This window comes from Gordonia aurantiaca, from assembly GCF_039939235.1.
In the GTDB taxonomy this organism is placed as follows: Bacteria; Actinomycetota; Actinomycetes; order Mycobacteriales; family Mycobacteriaceae; genus Gordonia.
Map to the genome: position 1 here is coordinate 864,482 of NZ_JBDUUF010000001.1, position 19,246 is coordinate 883,727.

General features: G+C 69.8%; 19 protein-coding genes and 1 riboswitch. Of the genes, 5 read left to right on the top strand and 14 right to left on the bottom strand.

Annotation, left to right across the window (positions count from 1 at the left end):
• Window positions 1–45: 45 nt before the first annotated feature.
• The 7 genes from ABFT43_RS03930 to ABFT43_RS03960 all read right to left on the bottom strand — a co-directional run bounded on the left by ABFT43_RS03930 (window position 46) and on the right by ABFT43_RS03960 (window position 10,637).
• The gene (locus tag ABFT43_RS03930; RefSeq protein WP_347959059.1) at window positions 46–972 is read right to left on the bottom strand and encodes an oxygenase MpaB family protein; all 927 of its coding nucleotides are present in this window, start codon (window positions 970–972) and stop codon (window positions 46–48) included.
• Window positions 973–1,180: 208 nt separating this feature from the next.
• On the bottom strand, window positions 1,181–3,529 hold the full coding sequence (locus ABFT43_RS03935) for a helicase-associated domain-containing protein (protein WP_347959060.1): 2,349 nt from the start codon (window positions 3,527–3,529) through the stop codon (window positions 1,181–1,183).
• 63 nt (window positions 3,530–3,592) lie between these two features.
• On the bottom strand, window positions 3,593–4,531 hold the full coding sequence (locus ABFT43_RS03940; protein WP_347959061.1) for a TAXI family TRAP transporter solute-binding subunit: 939 nt from the start codon (window positions 4,529–4,531) through the stop codon (window positions 3,593–3,595).
• Window positions 4,532–4,540: 9 nt separating this feature from the next.
• On the bottom strand, window positions 4,541–5,932 hold the full coding sequence (locus ABFT43_RS03945) for an MFS transporter (protein ID WP_347959062.1): 1,392 nt from the start codon (window positions 5,930–5,932) through the stop codon (window positions 4,541–4,543).
• Window positions 5,933–6,064: 132 nt separating this feature from the next.
• Complete coding sequence (locus ABFT43_RS03950; protein WP_347959063.1) at window positions 6,065–7,498, bottom strand: sensor histidine kinase; 1,434 nt, start codon at window positions 7,496–7,498, stop codon at window positions 6,065–6,067.
• 3 nt (window positions 7,499–7,501) lie between these two features.
• Entirely contained in the window at window positions 7,502–8,164 is a 663-nt protein-coding gene (locus ABFT43_RS03955; RefSeq protein WP_279104017.1) for a response regulator transcription factor, read from the bottom strand.
• A 61-nt stretch (window positions 8,165–8,225) separates the two neighbouring features.
• The gene (locus ABFT43_RS03960) at window positions 8,226–10,637 is read right to left on the bottom strand and encodes a protein kinase domain-containing protein (RefSeq protein ID WP_347959064.1); all 2,412 of its coding nucleotides are present in this window, start codon (window positions 10,635–10,637) and stop codon (window positions 8,226–8,228) included.
• Between the two features lie 403 nt (window positions 10,638–11,040).
• Between ABFT43_RS03960 and ABFT43_RS03965 the strand changes: the two genes are divergently transcribed.
• The 4 genes from ABFT43_RS03965 to ABFT43_RS03980 all read left to right on the top strand — a co-directional run bounded on the left by ABFT43_RS03965 (window position 11,041) and on the right by ABFT43_RS03980 (window position 12,764).
• Window positions 11,041–11,247 (top strand): hypothetical protein, encoded by a 207-nt coding sequence (locus tag ABFT43_RS03965; RefSeq protein WP_347959065.1) that lies wholly within the window; start codon window positions 11,041–11,043, stop codon window positions 11,245–11,247.
• A gap of 5 nt (window positions 11,248–11,252) precedes the next feature.
• Window positions 11,253–11,786, top strand: a complete 534-nt coding sequence (gene moaC / locus ABFT43_RS03970; protein WP_347959066.1) for a cyclic pyranopterin monophosphate synthase MoaC — start codon at window positions 11,253–11,255, stop codon at window positions 11,784–11,786.
• Entirely contained in the window at window positions 11,783–12,268 is a 486-nt protein-coding gene (locus ABFT43_RS03975; RefSeq protein WP_347959067.1) for a MogA/MoaB family molybdenum cofactor biosynthesis protein, read from the top strand. The genes moaC and ABFT43_RS03975 overlap by 4 nt, the downstream gene beginning before the upstream one ends.
• 64 nt (window positions 12,269–12,332) lie before the next feature.
• Entirely contained in the window at window positions 12,333–12,764 is a 432-nt protein-coding gene (locus ABFT43_RS03980; protein ID WP_347959068.1) for a molybdenum cofactor biosynthesis protein MoaE, read from the top strand.
• 118 nt (window positions 12,765–12,882) lie between these two features.
• Here the strand turns inward: ABFT43_RS03980 and ABFT43_RS03985 are convergent, their stop codons facing one another.
• The 5 genes from ABFT43_RS03985 to ABFT43_RS04005 form a co-directional block, all read right to left on the bottom strand.
• Window positions 12,883–13,524, bottom strand: coding sequence for a transglycosylase family protein (locus ABFT43_RS03985; RefSeq protein WP_347959069.1), 642 nt, complete (start codon window positions 13,522–13,524; stop codon window positions 12,883–12,885).
• Between the two features lie 7 nt (window positions 13,525–13,531).
• Window positions 13,532–13,726, bottom strand: a riboswitch (cyclic di-AMP (ydaO/yuaA leader).
• A 255-nt stretch (window positions 13,727–13,981) separates the two neighbouring features.
• Window positions 13,982–14,230 (bottom strand): MoaD/ThiS family protein, encoded by a 249-nt coding sequence (locus tag ABFT43_RS03990; protein ID WP_347959070.1) that lies wholly within the window; start codon window positions 14,228–14,230, stop codon window positions 13,982–13,984.
• A gap of 12 nt (window positions 14,231–14,242) precedes the next feature.
• Window positions 14,243–15,361 (bottom strand): GTP 3',8-cyclase MoaA, encoded by a 1,119-nt coding sequence (moaA, locus tag ABFT43_RS03995; protein ID WP_347959071.1) that lies wholly within the window; start codon window positions 15,359–15,361, stop codon window positions 14,243–14,245.
• Between the two features lie 13 nt (window positions 15,362–15,374).
• Window positions 15,375–15,920: a flavin reductase family protein gene (locus ABFT43_RS04000; protein WP_347959072.1), complete on the bottom strand. Its 546-nt coding sequence runs from the start codon at window positions 15,918–15,920 to the stop codon at window positions 15,375–15,377.
• Window positions 15,921–15,927: 7 nt separating this feature from the next.
• Window positions 15,928–16,137 (bottom strand): hypothetical protein, encoded by a 210-nt coding sequence (locus ABFT43_RS04005; RefSeq protein WP_347959073.1) that lies wholly within the window; start codon window positions 16,135–16,137, stop codon window positions 15,928–15,930.
• A gap of 230 nt (window positions 16,138–16,367) precedes the next feature.
• On the opposite strand from ABFT43_RS04005, the gene ABFT43_RS04010 reads away from it, so the two are divergent.
• Complete coding sequence (locus tag ABFT43_RS04010; RefSeq protein ID WP_347959268.1) at window positions 16,368–16,781, top strand: cold-shock protein; 414 nt, start codon at window positions 16,368–16,370, stop codon at window positions 16,779–16,781.
• Between the two features lie 72 nt (window positions 16,782–16,853).
• On the opposite strand, the gene ABFT43_RS04015 is transcribed toward ABFT43_RS04010, so the two are convergent.
• Together ABFT43_RS04015 and ABFT43_RS04020 are read right to left on the bottom strand one after the other, a co-directional pair.
• Window positions 16,854–17,390 (bottom strand): DUF2771 family protein, encoded by a 537-nt coding sequence (locus tag ABFT43_RS04015; RefSeq protein ID WP_347959074.1) that lies wholly within the window; start codon window positions 17,388–17,390, stop codon window positions 16,854–16,856.
• On the bottom strand, window positions 17,387–19,219 hold the full coding sequence (locus tag ABFT43_RS04020; RefSeq protein ID WP_347959075.1) for an MFS transporter: 1,833 nt from the start codon (window positions 19,217–19,219) through the stop codon (window positions 17,387–17,389). The genes ABFT43_RS04015 and ABFT43_RS04020 overlap by 4 nt, the downstream gene beginning before the upstream one ends.
• Window positions 19,220–19,246: the final 27 nt, after the last annotated feature.

The window sequence follows — 19,246 nt, forward strand, 5'->3', positions numbered from 1 at the left end:
TCGGGCATTCGCGTGACCCTCGTGGGTCTGATTCAGGGGCGCTTTTCAGAAGACGGGGATTCCCAGCTTCCGGCGCAGCCGCAGATCGAGGATGTTGAGCCGGAAGATGCCGCGCAGCATCGGCGCCATCACCGGGTCGACCAGGCGCAACCCGGCCAGGATGGCCTCGTAGCGTCGGGTGTCGGCTTCCGACCACGACCAGCCCATCATCTCCCGGAACTCGGGTGGCAGGCCGGCGTTGATGGCGTAGGTGAGGAACCCGCCGAGCGCCTTGTGCGCGATGGTGCCGACGACGCCGGCCCGGAACTCCAGGAACGACAGGTCGGCGAGACTGCGCAGTTCCTCGCGCACCGGCTCGTCGATGCGGAGTTCGGCGAGCTGGGAGTTCCAGTAGACGAGGAGCTCTCCGTAGGTCTCGGGCCACTTGTCGCGGGGCACGTTGAGCGCGGTGCCCAGCGGATGCGCCTCGGTGAGCACCATCTGCTTCTCGGAGTCGCTGAGGGGGCCGTAGAGCAGCTCGTACTGGTCGATGAAGTACTTGAGCAGACACACCGCCACCCACAACTGCAGCCGCGAGTCGTTGGCGCTGTAGCGGACGGGACTCGACTCGGTGGAATACACCTGATCGTGGACGCGGCCGACGTGCTCGTGGATGTATGCCTTGTCCTCGTCGCTGCCCATCAGCGCCACCGCGAGGTAGGTGCCGGTGGTTCGGGCGCGCTTGATGGGGCGCTTGATGGCGTTGCCCCGCGGGACGCGGCTCTCGTGCACGCCGTACCCGACCTTCGGGTTGGACAGCTGCATGATCACGTTCGCGACCGACAGCGTCGGACCGATGACGGTCACCAGGTCGGCGGGCCGACGGACGTGTCGCCGACGGCGGCGCGGCCGGACGCGGTGGACCAGGTCGTGCTGGTAGGTATCGGGCACCTCGTTGCCCGCGATCTCGGTGAGGTGGCGTACGGCGGTCATGACCGGTTTCCCCCGACTGCGCCCGCGGCGGCGTCCGGCGGACACGAGGAGCACATGTCCGAGCTGTGTATCCCGATCATCGCGGCCCACTTTCCTCAGCGCTGAGTGAGATCGAGAGTAGCAAGAAGGTGAGACGTGGGTCACAGGATGTGTCTTTGTCGAGGTGTGAGGGGGCACCCCACCCGGAGACGTCTCGCGGGCCACGACGTCAGTCGTCGAGCAGCTCCACGCTCGTCAACCGGTGCAGCGAGAACCGCTGCTCGGTGTCGGTGCCGTCCTCGACCGCGACGAGCTGGCCCGCACCGAGGACCTTCGGCGTCACGACATGCCGGCTGGCCGACCCCTGGGCGTCGACGTAGCCGACGCGCAGCCGGCGGTTGGCGCGCAGCGCGAGCTGGATGAGCGCGGTCGAGGACTCGCCGCCGCCGGTCGCGCGGACCGGGCCCGACGCGGGGGTCCGCACCGGCGTGGCCGCGGCGGCCCGGTCGGTGGACCGGATCCGGGTGACCACCGCGCGCAGCTGCTCCTCCGAGGGTGCACCCCGGCGCGGCTGGGCCTGACGTCGGGCCCTCGACACCGTGACGCGGCTGCCGCGCTCACGCAGGTCCACGAGCGCTCCGGTGGAATCCTCACCGGCAGGGGCGAATCCGGCCGCCCGCAGCTGATCGATGACCTCGCGGACGTCCGACGGGGACACCGCCACCGTCGGGGCCAGGGACCGCAGGGCGAGCGGCTCGGCGGCCGGGCTGCGCAGCACCGCGGCGAGCACGGTCGGATCCTCGCACCTGATGAACGTCGATGCGACGCCGACCCGCAACTGCCCGTGCTTGCGGGCCACGTCCTCGATGAGATATGTGAGCGACTGCGGCACAGGTGTTCTCGAATGTCGGGTGAACATCTCGAGGAGCTCGTTGCTCGAACGTCCGGCGTCGAGGGCGCGGCGCACGGTCTCCGGGGTGATCCGATACACCGATGCGGCGCCGCCGGATTCGAGGTCGGCGACCAGCTCGACCTGCTCGGCCAGCTCCGGCGTCATCGGGCCGGGCACGGTGAGCGTCAGGTCCGCCTGCGTGAGGAAGTGGTCCACCGGCTCGGGCAGGGACGCCCGCATCGCGGCGAGCACCGCCGCGTCGGCATCGGCGGGATCGGTGCCGGGTTCGGGTTCGACGGTGTACGCCCGCCCGACGCTGGTCAGCGCATCGTGCGCGACCAGACCGAGCACCCTTGCCTCACGCAGGGTTTCGGCGACGAGGCGGCGACCGAACCGGCGGATGAGGCGCGGTCGGTGCCAGTGTAGGTTGGCCAGTACGGCGTCGGGGGCCACCGCAACCGCCGGATCGGCGTGCGCGAGCGTCGACAGGACCAGCTGACGCTGGATCGGCGCATACGAGTCGTGGAGCTCCGACGACAGCGTCGCCATCGCGTTGCCGTCGCGATCGGGTTCGCCGACCTGCCAGGCGCGCCGGGGCATGTGCAGCCACGCGTCGGCCAGCGACAGCCACTGTCGTTCGCGAGGCTGGTGCAACCACGTGTCGGCGGCCTGCGTGGGCGCGAAGTACTGTTCGCCGGTGTCGTTGGGCGGTGGCGGTTCCGGGAACCCGGCGTCGATGAGACGCAGATGGCCGGCGAGCTCGACGAGCAGCGCCACCCGCCGCGTCTCGAGATCGGTCACCTTGGCCAGGCGCCGCAGTTCCCGCACACCCAATGCGCCCGACCGCAGCACGGCCGCGGGGACGGCGCCGAGGGCGTTGATCAGTGCGGTGAGGTGCCGGATGAGCTCGAGGGCCTCACCACCGCCCGCGGCGTCGACGGCCTTCGCCGGGAAGCGGGGCCTCGCTCCCGGTTCGTGTAGCGGCGGAGGTGTGAGCGTCTCGGTGCGCCAGGCGGGTTCCCCGCGGATCACCGCGCCGACCATCGGCGGTAGTTCGACGGTCTGGTGGTCGACGCGGGCCAGCAGACCCGACGAGATCAGTTGCGCCACGGGCGCTGTCGGGTCGGCATCGGGTGCGGCATCGCGGCTGCGGCCCAGCGCCGGGCCGCGCGCCAGGGTCTCGAGCAGTTCGCGCGGACGCTCCGGCAACTCGGCGATCATCGCGGCGATCTCCTCGCCCGAACGCCCGGCCAGCGGACCGGTGAGATGCAGTGCCCGCCATGGCAACGCGGCCTCGAGGTGGGCGCCGGCCTGCAGCGACGAATCCTTGCCCCACAGGATCGCGCGGCGGCGGAGGAGGTCGATGCGGACGCGGATCTCGGCGGCGTCGGCGCGGCCCGAGAGCGCCTTGACGATCGACGCCGCGGTGAGCGACTTCGGCTTGCGTTTGGACGTGTCGACGCGGAAGGCGAGCACCTGTTCCAACACCGCGACCGACAGGACGTCGAGATCCTCCCCGGCCAGCGAGAGCGACGCCGCGGACAGGGCGCGCTGTGCCAGGACCCGGGTACCCGCCGGGGTGGGGGAGGCGAGGTCGGGTCGCTCGATCAGCAGCTCGGTGAGCTCCTCGTCGGAACGCGCGGCCAACTCAGCGGCAAGGCCGGCATGCTGGTCATCCGAACTCATTCGATCGACTCTACCGGTCCGCGCTGAATCGCCACCGCGGGTGCGCAAGTGCGGCCGAGGCGGTCACCCGTGCCGCCGGCGGTACTCGTCGGCGGCGCCCGGGTGCAACGGGACGGGCCCGGTGACGATCAGCGATTGCGCGTCGAGGAACTGACTGCCGATCGCCTGCGACGGCACGAGGCGGCCGGACTCGTCGAGCAGGAGGTCGACGACGGCCGCGGCCGTTGTATCCGGCACGTCCCGCCGGGCGAGCAGCAGGTTCGCGACCCCGACGGTGGTGACCGCCGGATGACGGCCGTAGATGTCGGCGGGGACGCGCACGGGCTCGTATGCGAGCCCGTACCGCCGGCGTACCTCTGGAACGACCTCACCGAGGTCGAGCAGGACGATGGGCACGTCGAGACCGGTGAATGCCGGGGTCGGCAGGCCACCTGCCCACATGACGGCGTCGACCGTTCCGGCGGCGAGGGCGTCACCGGACTCCCGCATCGTCTGACGGACCGGCCGGAGGTCGCGGTCGGGCCGGAGCCCGGCCGCGGTGAGGACCCGCTCGGAGAGTCGTGTCGCGCCCGAACCCGGTGCGCCCACACTCACCACCCGTCCGCGCAGGTCGGCGACCGTGGTGATGCCCGAGTCGGCGCGGACCGCAACCTGGAAGTAGTTCTCGTACACGCACCCGAGCGCCGTCAGCAGGGGACTCGCGCGCTCCACGGCGGCGTCGCGGAGGCTGAGCGCGAGCTCCGCGGAGCCGTCGGCAAGGGCGTCCAGGTTCTCGTCGGAGCCGCCGGACCGGAGCGGACGGATCGGCGGCGCGCCCGAGCGGTCGGCCGCCGCCGCGAGCAGACCGGCGAACTCCCAGAAGAAGCCGCCGGGCTCACCCGCCGCGAGCCGGACCGGCGTCTCACGCTCGGCCCCACACGAGGACAGCAGGAGCAACGCACCCAGGCCGGAGCACCCTCGGAGCACGGTCCGACGGTCGACCGACCCGGGTGCGCGCGACATGCTGTCACCTTAGGCCTGCCGTGCACCGGCCTCCGCGCCGACGAAGGCCCGGCCCTGTTCGCGATCGAGCGGCGTCTCCGCCTTGTTGCGCAGGACGAAGACGTAGACCAGCAGTGACACCGCGATCACCGCGGTCACGTAGGCGATGAACCACGGGACGTGACCGCCGTTCTTCGCCGCCTGGTAGATCATCGGCGCGGTTCCGCCGAACGCCGAGTTGGCGAGCGCGTAACCGAGTCCCACCCCGAGGGCACGCACCTGCGACGGGAACAGTTCCGCCTTCACGATCGCGTTGATGGAGGTGTAGCCGGTGAGGATCACGTAACCGATGCCGAGCAAGGTCAACGTCCCGGCCACCGAGGTGGTCTGGGGCAGGTAGGTGATCAGGACGTAGGTGTAGACGACCCCGCCGACGCCGAAGAAGACGAGCACCGGCTTGCGTCCGACCTTGTCGCTGATGAGCCCGCCGATCGGCTGGAGCACCATCAGGAACACCAGTCCGACCAGGTTGATCCATGTCCCGACGCGGCCGTGGTCCTCGTAGGCGGTCTTGACGATCGCCGGGGCGTTGACGCTGTAGGTGTAGAAGGCGATGGTGCCGCCTGCGGTGACCAGGAAGCAGACCAGCAGGGAGCGCCAGTGGTGCAGGAGGAGCGCGCGCATCGACCCGGACTCGGAGTCGGCGCCGGTGCGTACGGCCTCCAGCTGCTCGCGGGTGAGCGACTCATCCATGCTGCGGCGCAGCCAGAAGACGACGATCGCGGCCACACCGCCGATGAGAAACGCGATGCGCCAACCAAACTCGGAGATCTGCTCCTTGTCGAGGACGCCCTGCATCACCAGCAGCGTGAGCTGTGCGAGCACATGTCCGCCGATCAGCGTGACGTACTGGAACGACGAGAAGAAGCCGCGACGCTCACGCGTGGCCGCCTCGGACATGTACGTGGCCGATGCGCCGTACTCGCCGCCGGTGGCGAATCCCTGCACCAGACGGCACAGGATCAGGACGACCGCGGCCCACACGCCGATCGACTCGCGTCCCGGGGTCAGCGCGATCACCAGGGAGCATGCGGCCATCAACGACACACTGAAGGTCAGCGCCGCACGGCGGCCCCGACGGTCGGCGTACCGGCCGAAGAACCAGGAGCCGACCGGCCGCATCAGGAAGGTGACGGCGAAGATCGCGTACACGTAGACGGTGGAGTTCTTGTCGGCCGAGTCGAAGAACTGGCTCTCGAAGTACGTCGCGAACACCGTGTAGACGTAGACGTCGTACCACTCGACGAGGTTGCCGGAGGACCCACGCAGGGTGTTGAACACGGCGCGGCGGGTGGCCGCCGGCGAGGAGCCCGGCGGTGCGCTCCGCGAGTCCGCGGGCAGCCGGGTAAGGGCGTCTGTCATCAGGTCCTCCAGTCGTCGAACATGCACCCGGCGCGGGTCCGGCGCTGGATGCACCTAACGCTGGATGCACCTAACACTGTGAACGCAGTCACAGACTCAACGGAAGTGCGATGGAGGTTTCCTAACACTCCCTTAGGAATCGTTGTGGGCCAGCGGATCTGCCGTAGGAAGACCGAGGTCGATGCGAAGTCCGGCAGGGTGGCCGGCACTCACCGAGAGCTCCCCGCCGGCCCCCTCGACCAGGGCCTGCGCGATGGACAACCCGAGCCCGGAGCCCGGCGCGTTGCCCGCCGATGCACGGAAGAATCGTTCCGTCACGCGACGCAGGTCGTCGTCTGTCACACCGCGGCCGGTGTCGGCGACCCAGATCCGGATACGAGCCCCCTCGGGTCGGCAACCCACCTCGACGGAGGCGCCCGCGCCGGCGTGATTGACCGCGTTGCTCAGCAGGACGTCCATCACCCGGACGAGGTCGTCCTCGTCGACCGCGGCGAGCATGGGGCGGGCCGACTCCGCCGGCAGTGCGATCGACGACGACATCCCCGCATCCTCGAGTGCATCGGCCCAGAAGTCGTGGCGTTCGGCCAATACGGCGGCGACGTCGCTGACGCCGGTCGACGAGCCGGGCGGCCGCGACTCGGCGGTCGCCAGCACGAGCAGGTCCTCGACGATCCGGTCGAGCCGGTCGATCTCCACGAGTGTCCGCCGATGCGACTCGAGCGATCGGCCGCTGAGGCCGAGACCGAGGGTGTCGAGGCGGAATCGGACCGCGGCGAGCGGATTGCGCAGGGCGTGCGCGGTGTCGGCGACCAGACGGCGCTGGGCTGCGGTGGCGGTCTCGATGTCGTCGGCCATCGCGTCGAAGATGCGGGCCAGTTCACGGACCTCCGGCGGGCCACTCCGCCGCCGGTCGCCGGGGTCGTGCTGCCGCGATTCGCCGCCGGCCGGGACGCGGTCGACGATCGACGCGCGCAGCGCACGTACACGCGTGGTCAGCGCGGTCAAGGGTCGGACCGTCCACCGCGACAGTGCGACCGCGATCAGCGATCCCAGCACCAGCATGGCGAGGGCCCCGCCGGCGATCACCGCCCAGGACCTGGCCACGTCGCGTTTGGCCGCGGCCGTCGACGCCGCGATGACGACCGCGCCGTCGACCTGGGTGCCGGTGCCGATCGGCTGGGTGACCAGCACCGAGGTCGGCGACCACGGCGTCAGTCCCGACGAGATCCGGGTGCGTTGGTTGCGCAGGGCCTCGGACACGGCCGCTGCGACCTCCGGTGACCGGGCCGACAGGCCGGCGGAGGCCCGCGTCGTGCCGGTGCGGTCGACCACCACGACACCTTCGCCGTAGACGTCGTGGTAGCGCTCGACGGCCTGCTGCAACTCGGTGCCGCGCAGTTCCGGTTCGCGGTCGGCGAGGTCGGCGAAGTAGGTCGCGGCCGCGGTGCGGCTCTCGGTGAACCGTTGCAGCCGTTCGCGACTCACCGTCGTCGCGAGGGGAACCGACAGGCCCAGGACCACGATCGCCGAATAGGCGACGAGCACGAGCAGCACACGCCGCCACATCGGTCAGGAGTCCCAGCGGTAGCCGTACCCGCGGATCGTCTCGATCACGCCCGGTCGGCCGAGCTTGGCCCGGAGACCGGTCATGTGGACGTCGAGGCTGCGGGAGATCGCGACGTGGGCGTCGCCCCAGATCTCGTCCATCAGCTGTTCGCGGCTGACCGCCTGGCCCCGGCGCCGGACGAGCTGTTCGAGGAGCTCGAACTCCTTCGGGGTCAGGGTCACCTCGTCGCCTGCCACGGTGACCAGTCGGGCGTCGATGTCCACGACGATGTCGCCGGTCGTTATCCGTCGCTCCGTTGCGGCCGGTGTGACGGCGACGCGGCGTCGGGCGGCCACCTCCAGGCGTGCCATCAGCTCGCCGAGCCGGGCCGGCTTGACCACATAGTCGTCGGCGCCCCCGCGAAGTGCCCGCACCACCGACCGCTCGTCGTCCCGGGCGGTGAGCACCACGACCGGCATCTCGCTGACGGTCCGCAACCGGCGCAGCACCGACAGGCCGTCCTCGTCGGGCAATCCCAGGTCCAGCAGGGCGAGGTCGACATCGCGGTGACCGAGGAGGAGGTCGGCGCCGCGCCGCATCCGGCGGGGCTGGTGGCCGACCTCGGTCAGGGCGTCGACGAGGGCGTCGCCGACCCCGTCGTCGTCCTCGACCACCGCGATACGCATCGGTCCCACGGTACGACAGCGGGCGCCCCGGAATCAGGTCCGCCCCCTGGGTGCGTCCGGTCTAGAACGCCAGCTTCGTCGGCGTTCTGCGGTTGGCGCCGTCGCCGCTGGAGCCGTCCCCGACCTGGCCGTCGTTGTTGAAGCCCCAGCAGTAGACCGACCCGGTCGCCATCGCGCACGAGGTGCCGTTTCCGGTGGCGATCGACGTGACGTCGGCGAGGTTGATGATCTCGCGCGGCGTCTTGGTGGCGCCGCCGTTGGAGCCGAGCTGGCTGCGGTCGTCGTCGCCCCAGCAGTACGCCTTGCCGTCGGAGATCGCGCAGGTCGAGCCCCAGTCGGTGGAGATCGCGGTGACCTTCGACAGGTTGGCGACCTCGCTCGGCATGTTCCGGGTGTCGGTGGTCCCGTCGCCCAACTGGCCGTAGCGGTTGGCGCCCCAGCAGTGGGCCGTTCCGCCGGCGACCGCGCAGGTGGTCTGGAAGTAGTTGCTGGTGTGGGTGTTCGGGTCGTTGTCGGCGTCGGGCGTCTGCTCGTGGTAGCCGCCGACGGCGATGTCGGTGACGTCGGCGAGATCGCCGACCTTCACCGGCGTCGACCGCGCCTTGGTGCTGCCGTCCCCGATCTGACCGTTGTCGTTGCCGCCCCAGCAGAACGCACTGCCGTCGGACACGGCGCAGGTGGTGCCGTAAGCGGTGGAGATGTCGGTGACCTCGCCCAGTCCCGACACCCGCTTGGGCGTCGACACCTTCTCGGTGGCGTCACCGATGCCCAGCTGGCCGTACTCGTTGTTGCGCCAGCAGTAGGCGTCGGTGCCGGCCACCGCACACGTGGTGCCCCAGCCGGTGGAGATCGCCTTCACATCTGTCAGGCCGCCGACCTTCACCGCGTCCTCGACGGTGTTGCCGTCGGTGCCGTTGCCGATCTCGCCGTAGTGGTTGTTGCCCCAGCAGAACGCCTCACCGGTGGCGGTGACCGCGCAGGCCGTGCCGACGTAGGTGTTGTCGCCGGTCAGGTATCCGCCGACCGCGACCGACGTCGCATCGGCCACGCCGTCGACCACCTCGGGCCGCGGGTGCGGATCGATCGATCCGTCGCCGAGCTGGCCGGTTTCGTTGTCGCCCCAGCAGAAGACCCTGCCGCCGACGATGCCGCAGCTGGTACCGAAGTTGGTGCTCACCAGCGGCTGCGCGAGGGGTGCCTCGGCGGGTTCGTCGCCGGTGGCGCCGAGGATCGTCAGGCCGGCGATCGCACCGACCACCAGGACCAGCACGGCGCCGAGCACACCGGCGATGATCAGCCCGGTGCGCTTCTTCTTCGGCGGGGTCACGCCCGGTTGCGGGGGCTGCGACATCGCGTACGCCGGCTGCGAGAGGTGAAGCGGTTGCGGCCCAGAGTGATTCACGTCGGCGGTGTTCGTCGCGGGGATGTTCGTCGCCGGCTGCGCACCCGGCGGTCCGGCCATCACGGGCTGCGGGCCCGACTGCTGGTTCATCGCCGGACGGGGTCCGGAGGGCGTGGCCATCGGCGGCGGGGTGTATTGCCCGAAGGTCTGGCCGTATGGCTGCGGACCCGACTGCGCGCCCGCCCCGCCGCCGACGAGGGTCGGTGGCGGGACCGGTGCCGCGATGGTCTTGTTGCCCTGTGCCGCAGGCGCTTCGACGGCTTCTCGCAGTGCGGCGGCGAAGCTGCGGCAGTCGGGGAAGCGTCCCGCCGGATCCTTGGCGAGAGCGCGCTGGAAGACGGGGTCGAGATGCGCGACATCGCTGCGCAACCGGCCGATCGGCGGCACCGGACGCTGGATGTGGCCGAGCATCACCGACGGTTCGGACTGTCCGACGAACGGCGGCTGCCCGGCGAGCAGCGCGTACGCGGTGCAGGCGAGCGAATACTGGTCGGAACGCGGTGTGGCGTCGGCGCCCTCGAGGGTCTCCGGGGCCGAGAACGCGACGGTCCCGATGAACGAGTGGGTGCCGGTCAGGTTGGCCGAGCCGGCGAGCTTCGCGATGCCGAAGTCGAGGACGAGTGCGCGATCGATGGCGTGGGCCGCGGGGTCGCGGGTGACGAGGATGTTGGCGGGCTTGATGTCCCGGTGCACCACCTGATGGCGATGTGCGTAGTCGAGGGCGTCGGCGACCTGCTCGACGACCTCGGCGACCTCGGTGGGGGTGAGGCGCTCCTCGGTGAGGTCCTTGCCCTCCACGTAGCTCATCGAGAACCACGGCGAACCGTCCTCGATGCCGTACTGATGGATCGTGATGATGCTGCGGTGGTCGAGTTTCGCGGTGGTTCTCGCCTCGTTGGTGAAGCGCTGGTCGAACCCCGGCTGCGCGCTCACCGCCGACGAGATGACCTTCAGGGCCTCACGACGCTCGAGCTGCAGGTTCTCCACCAGATAGACCTCGCCCATGCCGCCCGCTCCCAGCTGGGAGATCACGCGGAAGCCGGCGATGTGGGTGCCCGGACTCAGTGGCACGGCGACACCTCTTTCTCGAGAAGAACGCGGTTTCAGGGGGCGTACGCTCGGACGATATCGGCCGGCACCCCCTCTCCGGCATCTCTCATCCGGATGAATCCGCGGTCGCGCACGGCCACTCGGTGCACCTGCCCGAGTGCAACCGCGCAGTACGAGACGCGGGTCGTGCAACCGCTCACTACGAGGCGCGGGTCGGCGACAGGCGGTCGTCGGTGCTGCCGGTGCCCATCCCGCCACTGCCGGCGGCCGGATCACGCGGCAGCCCGCAACCTCCTCGGGTGGTGGGCCAACTGCGCCTCCCGGATGTAGCGTGACCTGCGATGAGTCGACGACGGTCCGCCATCGGGTGCCATGCCCCGGACACGGCACCACTTGGTGGTGACCGTCGTGGCACAATGCTCCCGTGGCAAACAACAGTGGTGACACCGGCAAGAAGCACTACGTCGACAACGGCTGGCCGAGGAACGACCAGGGCGAGGTCATCGACCACGCGGTCTCCGAGCTCGCCACCCACGTCTCGGGTGCGCTGTCCCCGTTCGGCGACACCGAGTTCCCGATCCCGGCCGACAAGCTGCCCTTCGTGCAGCCGAAGACCGTCGTCAACAGCTGAACCCGATGTCGGCCTCCCGAGCTGACGACGCCGGGTCGGCCCAGCAGGACGGCAGCGGCCTGACGCACATCGACAGCAGGGGTTCGGCCCGGATGGTCGATGTCGGCCACAAGGCCACCACCAAGCGTCGAGCCGTCGCCGGCGGCACCTTTCACACCACAGCAGAGGTGATCGGCCTCCTCAGCGAGTCGAAGCTGCCCAAGGGCGACGTCCTCGCGACCGCGCGGATCGCCGGCATCATGGCGGCCAAGCGCACCGACGAGCTGATCCCACTGTGTCATCAGCTGTCGCTGTCCTCGGTGGAGATCGACTTCGCCATCGGCACCGACACGATCGACGTCACCGCGACCGTCGCCACCTCCGGCCAGACGGGCGTCGAGATGGAAGCCCTGACCGCGGTCGCGGTCACCGGCCTCACCCTCCACGACATGGTCAAGGTCGTGGACCGGTACGCGCGCATGGACGGCATCCGCCTGCTGGAGAAGACCGGCGGCAAGTCCGGCGACTGGTACCGGGACGAGTCGCAGCCCGGGTCATGACGGCGTCCGGGCGTCGTCATGCGCGGGTCATCGTCGCGTCGACCCGCGCCGCCTCCGGAGTCTACGAGGACCGGACCGGTCCGATCATCGAGACCTGGCTCGCCGCGCAGGGCTTCGACGTCGACGGTCGTGTCGTCGTCCCCGACGGACCGCCCGTGGGCGTCGCCCTGCGTGCCGCGATCTCCGACGGCATCGACCTCGTCCTCACCACCGGCGGGACCGGACTGTCGCCCACCGATCGCACCCCGGAGCAGACCCGAGCGGTGCTCGACTTCGAGATCCCCGGTCTCGCCGACGCCATCCGCGGCGCCGGCCTGCCCCGGGTGCCCACCGCGGTGCTGTCGCGGGGCGTCGCAGGCGTCGCCTCGACCACGCTGGTGGTGAACCTCCCCGGCTCGACCGGTGGCGTCCGCGACGGACTCGGTGTCCTCGCCGACGTCGTCCATCACGCACTCGACCAGATCCGCGGCTCCGATCACTGAACCGGGGCCGCCCCAGGGGTCGCCGGCAACCGGCGCGCCTCATGACAGAACAGGAAGTCAATCGATGACCGTAGTCGTGCACACAGCAGTGTCGGAGAACCCGATCGCGCTCGCCGAGCATGAGGCGATGGTCACCGACGCCGCCGGCGGCAAGGCCGGTGCGGTCGTCGGGTTCGTGGGCGCGGTCCGCGACCACGACGGCGGACGCACGGTCACCAATCTCGACTACTTTGCGCACCCGACGGCGCCGAAGGTGCTCGCCGAGGTCGTCGAAGAGGTCTCCGCGGTCGACGGGGTCCGCGCGGTCGCGGTGTCGCATCGCGTCGGAGAGCTGAGGATCGGGGATGTGGCGTTCGTGGTGGCCGTCGCCGCCGACCACCGCCGCGCGGCGTTCGAGACGTGCGCACGGCTCGTCGACGAGGTGAAGGACCGGCTGCCGGTGTGGAAGCACCAGTTCTACGACGACGGCACCGAGGAGTGGATCAACTCGGCGTAGGGATAGGTGAGACCCGGAGTATTGGAAAAGTGCCCCGCACGGAGATGTATCAACGTGCGGGGCCCTTTGTCTGGGGCCCATCTGTCGGCGGCGGACGCCGGGTCCGCGCCGTCACAGATCAGGGGTTGGGCAGCAGATGCTTGTTGTCGTTGAACAGCTTGATCTGCTCGGGGGACAGCGACACGCCGCTGTTCTTGGCGGCGTTCCACAGGTTCTTCACCTCGGGGCTCACACCGGCCTCGCTGAGGGCCTTGTCGAGCTGGTCGGCCACGTCGTCGGTGGTCTTGGCCTCGGGAGCCTTCACGAAGCTGAAGGAGCCGTTGTTGCCGTCTGCCTTCGGCAGGAGGCTCTTCGGGGCCGGGACGTCGGTCGGAGCGGTCCGCGGGGTGTGGCCCGAGAGGACGGTGCCACAGGTCGGCCACGCGCCCTTGCCCTGCGAGGCGAGCACGCGCTCGGCGACGACGATCTGCTCCTCGCGGGTGGCCTGGTCTGCGGTCGGGGCGAACTCGCCGCCGCCGTGCGAGGTCCAGGTGCTCGGCGAGAACTGCAGGCCGCCGTGGTAACCGTTACCGGTGTTGATGGCCCAGTTGCCGCCGGACTCGCACTGCGCGACCTGGTTCCACTCGGCGTCGGTGGCGGCGTTGGCGGTGCCGGTGCCCATGAGAGCGGCACCGCCGCCGAGGACAGCGCCGGTGAGCGCGACCTTGGTGATGGTCTTGGTGGTAGAGCTGGTCGTCTGCTTGCGATGACGTCCGGACATATAGATCGATTCCTCTCTCCACGCGCCTACGAAGTCAGCTGTCGGGTTCGAGCGAGAGGCTGCTCGGCCCCGGGCGTCACCACGACTTGTTAGCCGTGGTTCTGCGCCGGGACTTAACCCCAAGGACGCCTTTCGGCGCCCGGTCTCAGGGGATGAGGGTGGGTCCCCCGTCCTCGCTCCCAGATTCTTGCGGGTCGTTCCTGCCGGCGGAGCGAGGCTCGGCGCGGCCGGCAGGACGTATGTCTTGTTTCCTTGCTGTGACCTTCGAGAAGGTCGCTTCGTACAGTACGTCGTTCGATCAAGCGATTCACCTGCTTGAAAGCAACTGATTTTCGCGTCGAAATCTGGTCTGCCGACCCACTTCGGGCGTCATCGCAGTTCATGGCGCCAGATGCGGTCCCGTGGCCTTCTTGTTACCAGTCTGTGATGTGACGAAGGTCACTGGTCGACTGTGGCGTCAGCCACCGGCAAACGGGGGAAGAACGTCGAGCGTCGTGCAGTGACCGAGCGACTGTGAACGGTCGGTAAGCGCGATCTCGTCGCGCAGGTACGAACTCCGTTCGAGAACCCTGCCCAGTTCGTCGTTGTCGCGACACAGTCGGGACTCGAGTTCGCCGAGCGTCGTGGACGGGTCGATGCCGACGACAATCTGATCGGTGCCCGCAGCGGCGCGAGCGGCGGCGAAGAAGCGCACGGTGAGTTCCATCGGGACGAGAGCCTATCCGCCGATGGCCGACATGGGCCGGTCCGGCTGCCGGTAGCCGGCGACGTTCACCTCGTGGCCCGCGGCCTTGCGCCACATGTCCCCGCGCCAGATCGCGGCGATGGCGGCATCGATCTCGTCGTCGGGCAGCGTCCGCAGAACGGTCCGTAGATCGGACTCCGACGTCGCGAACAGACAGTTGCGCAGCGAGCCGTCGGCGGTGAGCCGGGTGCGGTCGCAATCCCCGCAGAACGGCCGCGTCACCGACGCGATCACCCCGACCCGCGCCGGGCGCCCATGGGAGGTCCGATGGCCGTCGACGATCCACGTGGCCGCCGGAGCACTACCGCGCGGCGCCGGATCGGGCAGCAGGGTGAACCGGTCACGCAGCGTCGAGAGGATCTCGTCGGCGGTGACCATCTGCGCGCGCTGCCAGGTGTGGTCCGCATCGAGCGGCATCTGCTCGATGATGCGCAACTCGTAGCCGTGCTCGAGACAGTAGGAGAGCAGGTCGGGAAGCGCGTCGAGGTCGGCGCGGTCGGGGACCACGGCGTTGACCTTCACCGGGTCGAGCCCGGCGCGTTTCGCCGCGGCCAGGCCCTCCAACACGTCGTCGAGCCTGTCCCGCCGCGTGATCTCGGCGAACCGGCGGCGGTCGACGGTGTCGAGCGAGACGTTGATGCGCTGCAGGCCGGCGGCGACGAGGCCGTCGATCCGCTTGGTGAGGCCGAGCCCGTTGGTGGTCATCGCGATCTCGGGATGCCGGGGGAGCGAGGCGACCGCGGCGATGATCTGCTCGAGGTCGCGACGCAGTAGCGGCTCACCGCCGGTGAAACGGATCCGTTCGATGCCGAGGTCGCGGACCGCGACGGTGAGGACCCGGATGAACTCGCCGGTGGACAGGACCGCGTCGCCGGGCATCCAGTCCAGGCCTTCGGCGGGCATGCAGTAGGTGCAGCGCAGGTTGCAACGATCGGTCACCGAGACCCGCAGATCCCTGGCGACGCGGCCGAACGTGTCGCGCAGCGGGCCGTCCTGCGGTGCCTCGGAGACCGGGCCAGCCGACACGCCGGTGTGCGGTGTCCCGACCGGAAGCGGCCGGGGCACCGGGATTCCCAAAGCGACCGTGCTCATGCTGCCCTTCGATTCACGTGGCGTTCTGGTCCTTGCGGGCCTCGAGCGCGCGGAACGTGCTGGCGTGGAAGACGAGCGGCTCGACGTGGGGATCCGCGCGCAGCGTCTCGATCTCCAGCAGCACGACGGTGTGGTCGCCCGCCTGGATCTCGTTGTGGATGGTGCACGAGAGGTGTGCGGCCGCGTTCGGCACGAAGACCGCGCCCTTCTCGGTGCTCAGCGGGGTGATGCCGTCGAAGCGATGCTCGGCCGGTCCGGCGAGCTGCCTGCACAGGTCGGTCTGGTCGCCGGCGAACACGCTCACACCGATGGCGGGCGCGGTGCGGATCAGCGGCCACGTGGTGGATGTGTTCTGAACGCACACCGACACCAGCGGCGGGTCGAGGGACACCGTCGTGAAGGAGCTCGCCGCCATTCCGATCAGCGTGGCCGAATCTCCCTCACCCTGCCGTGTACACACCGCCACGACCCCCGACGGGAAGCAGCTGTAGGCCGCCCGAAGTGCCTTCGAGTCGGAGACGGGGGCGAGATCAGGGGTGGTGTCGATGGTCGCGGTCACGGGGTCCTCACCTGGGTCGGCGTCCGGAGCGGAGTGCGTACACCAGGCCGAGCAGAAAACCCAGCGGTGCGCACATGGTCAGCAGGTAGACGGCGGTCGGGGCGGTGTCGCCACCGGTCACCAGCGGGGTCACGAACAGGGCCACCAAAGCGATCAGCCCGATCGCGAACACGATCACGGCGGCCTGCAGCAACCGCGGGGACGTCGTCTTCTGCATGGCCTCTACGGTAGTGCACCCCGGCGCCCGACGACGTCGGGCGAATGTCCGGCACGGTAATGGTGTGACCGGCGGCCACACCGTTGGCTACGATGGTCGCGCAGGCGCCTTACATCCGTCTGGGCCCCTTCCGGAATCCGGCCGCGGGGCTGCTGCGATGGGTGATGGCGTCTTTTGTTGTGACAGGCTGATCTTTTCACGGATCAACGACACAGATGAGGGTGATCACAGTGCCGACCGGCAAGGTGAAGTGGTACGACGCGGACAAGGGATTCGGCTTCCTCTCGCAGGAGGACGGCGAGGACGTCTATGTCCGTGCATCTGCCTTGCCCGACGGGGTCGAGGCGCTCAAGCCCGGTCAGCGCGTCGAGTTCGGCATGGCGGCGGGACGTCGTGGTCCGCAGGCACTGACCGTGACCATTCTCGAGCCGGCGCCGAGCGTCGCCAAGAACGTGCGCGAGGCCGCGCGCAAGGATGCCAAGCGGCACTCGCCCGACGAGCTGCACGGCATGGTTGCGGACCTGATCACCCTGCTCGAGACCAAGATCCAGCCGGACCTGCGCAAGGGACGCTTCCCGGACCGCAAGACCGCGCACCGCATCTCGGAGGTCGTGCGTGCGGTGGCGCGGGAGCTGGAGCGCTGAGCTCGATCCAGACGTAGCGAAAGAGCCGCGCCCGGATGTCCGGAGCGCGGCTCTTTTCGCGGTGGTGGGCGGTCAGTCCACGATCCGCTGGAAATCCACCGGGGACGTGTCCGCGGTCAGGACGCCGCGGCCGTAGGCGACGTTCTCCCCGATGAAGACACCCGACGGAGGCACGACGGTGACCCCGATCAGGATCCTCTCCGCGGTGGAGCGGAGCGGGACCGAGTACGTCGCGCCTGCCGTGAACTTGTCCTCGTCCTCGTCGATGCCCAGCCCAGGGACCCAGTAGACGGTCTGGAGACGCCAGGGGGATTCGGCGATCTCGCCCGACACGGTCAGCAGGATCGTCTCGCCGACCGGGACGGGTACACGCGGCGTCGGACGCTGTGGTTTGCCGGCCTCGGGGGAACACCTCTCCAGGAACAGGTCGCACCACCGTGCCGGTTCGACGGTGTACAGGTCACTGCCGACCGCGATGTGCAGGTACGGCTCGTGCTCCTTGTCGCTGTCGCGGGTCAGGAAGAAGACCGATGTCCCGACCACGACGACGAACACCACCACGACCGCCGCGATGATCGAAAGTGCCTTCTTCTCACCACTGCTGATCACGGTCGCCGATGTCCTGTCTGGTCGGGGGTGGGGTCACCCGGGTTGTCGAAGTGCGCGGTCGACGGCATCCGGGCCGTCGTCGGACGTTGAGCGTGCGGTCGGGTCGGGGCCGATCCGGGTCCGGGGCGTCGCGTGCCGCGTGCGTCGGGAGCCGGTGGGTCGGCCCTCGCCTCGGGGTCGGGGACGCGGATGGACCCGGTCGGGGCGGCGTGTTCGGGACGGCGTCCGCCGATGCCCGGCACCAGCGACGACCCGCGGGTGGTCATCACGGTCTGCAGCAGTCCCAGTCCGAGCAGCACCGACACCACGGTGAAGCCGATCCACAGGGTCGGCGGCAACAGCACGCCCAGCGATGCGCCGAACACCCACGACAGCTGCAGCACTGTCTCCGACCGGCCGAACGCCGAGGCGCGCGATTCGTCGGGCAGGTCGTCCTGGATCGACGAATCGAGGCAGACCTTGCCGATCGCGCTGGTTCCCGAGGCGATCAGGGCGGCGACCGCGGCCATCATGATGTTGCCGAAGATCGCGGCGAGGACCGCGACCACGAAGCACGCGGCCGTCGAGTAGACGATCACGTTCGGCGGGTTCTTCAGCTCCAGGCGGGTGCCCACGCCGTTGCCGATCGCGTTGCCGACACCTGCGGCGGCGCCGACGAGGCCGAGCAGCAGCACCTGGGTCCAGGACGACGAGTCACCCTGCTGTGCCTTGGCGTAGAAGGCCACGAACAGGGTCAGGAAACCGGTCAGGATCCGGATGGTGCCGTTGCCCCACAGACCCGCGACGACGGTGCGGCCGAGCGGCTGGCGCATCTTGGCGGCGATCTTCTTCGCGCCCTCGCGGGCGCTGGTCGGCTCGTGCTCGGGGACCGATGGACGGGCCGGTTCGCCGTGGTAGGTGATGGTCGTCGGGATCTCGCCCTCGGTCACCTCGACCCAGGACGGGATCCGCATGCACAGATAGGCGCCGGCGGCCGCGACGATCGCCAGCCACAGCATCGCACCGGGAAGGTGCAGCGGCAGCAGCTTGCCGAGCAGCATCTCCACGAGCGCGGCCAGGGCGCCGCCGACGATGGTGCCGCCGATCAGGCCGAACGTCGTCAGGCGGGAGTTGACCCGCGGCAGGTCGATGGTCGGTGGCACCACGCGCGGGGTGACCGCCGACTTGAGCACGCCGAACGATTTCGACAGCACCAGCAGGCCCAGCGCACACGGGTAGAGCACCCACGGGTCGTACTCGAGTTGCTGCTTGACGTCGTTCCATTGGACGTTCGCCATGATCAGCAGCGCCAGCACGACACGCAGGCCGAAGGTCGTGGCCATCGCGATGCGCCGACCGCGCTGCAGCCGGTCGAGCATCGGACCGATCAGCGGGGCGATGAGTGCGAACGGGGCGATGGTCAGCGCCAGATACAACGCGACGTTGGTCTTGGACTCGCCGGTCGCGGCCGCGAAGAACAAGGTGTTCGCCAGCGCGACGGCCATCGCGGCGTCGGCGGCGAAGTTGGCGATCACCGGAAGTGTCAGCGCGGTGAGGCCGGACTGATCGGCGCCGTCGGCGGTCGCGGCCTTGTAGATCTTGCCGATGCCCTTGCTCGTCAGCTCCCTGCTGCGCATCGCGGCGACCCGGGCGACGGTCAGCTTCTTGGGCGCGCGCGGACCGTGGTCGGTCGGCATCGCACGTGTCGCGGAGTCGTCGGCGGTCGGCTGGTCGCGGTCGTCGAGCGGCGGCAGGTGCGGGTTGTGGGTGGGCGGCGGCAGATAGGCGTTGCGGCCCGGGCCGGGGGCGCCCGGCGCTACCCGGCCGGGTGCGGGCCGACGCGCCCGCATCTGGCGGGTCTCGTCGGCGGGATAGTT

What these genes read in the sequence shown, in the direction of transcription:
- ABFT43_RS03930 (WP_347959059.1), bottom strand. Translation starts at nt 972, where the DNA reads ATGACCGCCGTACGCCACCTCACCGAGATCGCGGGCAACGAGGTGCCC.
- ABFT43_RS03935 (WP_347959060.1), bottom strand. Translation starts at nt 3,529, where the DNA reads ATGAGTTCGGATGACCAGCATGCCGGCCTTGCCGCTGAGTTGGCCGCG.
- ABFT43_RS03940 (WP_347959061.1), bottom strand. Translation starts at nt 4,531, where the DNA reads ATGTCGCGCGCACCCGGGTCGGTCGACCGTCGGACCGTGCTCCGAGGG.
- ABFT43_RS03945 (WP_347959062.1), bottom strand. Translation starts at nt 5,932, where the DNA reads ATGACAGACGCCCTTACCCGGCTGCCCGCGGACTCGCGGAGCGCACCG.
- ABFT43_RS03950 (WP_347959063.1), bottom strand. Translation starts at nt 7,498, where the DNA reads ATGTGGCGGCGTGTGCTGCTCGTGCTCGTCGCCTATTCGGCGATCGTG.
- ABFT43_RS03955 (WP_279104017.1), bottom strand. Translation starts at nt 8,164, where the DNA reads ATGCGTATCGCGGTGGTCGAGGACGACGACGGGGTCGGCGACGCCCTC.
- moaC (WP_347959066.1), top strand. Translation starts at nt 11,253, where the DNA reads ATGTCGGCCTCCCGAGCTGACGACGCCGGGTCGGCCCAGCAGGACGGC.
- ABFT43_RS03975 (WP_347959067.1), top strand. Translation starts at nt 11,783, where the DNA reads ATGACGGCGTCCGGGCGTCGTCATGCGCGGGTCATCGTCGCGTCGACC.
- ABFT43_RS03980 (WP_347959068.1), top strand. Translation starts at nt 12,333, where the DNA reads ATGACCGTAGTCGTGCACACAGCAGTGTCGGAGAACCCGATCGCGCTC.
- ABFT43_RS03985 (WP_347959069.1), bottom strand. Translation starts at nt 13,524, where the DNA reads ATGTCCGGACGTCATCGCAAGCAGACGACCAGCTCTACCACCAAGACC.
- ABFT43_RS03990 (WP_347959070.1), bottom strand. Translation starts at nt 14,230, where the DNA reads ATGGAACTCACCGTGCGCTTCTTCGCCGCCGCTCGCGCCGCTGCGGGC.
- moaA (WP_347959071.1), bottom strand. Translation starts at nt 15,361, where the DNA reads ATGAGCACGGTCGCTTTGGGAATCCCGGTGCCCCGGCCGCTTCCGGTC.
- ABFT43_RS04005 (WP_347959073.1), bottom strand. Translation starts at nt 16,137, where the DNA reads ATGCAGAAGACGACGTCCCCGCGGTTGCTGCAGGCCGCCGTGATCGTG.
- ABFT43_RS04020 (WP_347959075.1), bottom strand. Translation starts at nt 19,219, where the DNA reads ATGCGGGCGCGTCGGCCCGCACCCGGCCGGGTAGCGCCGGGCGCCCCC.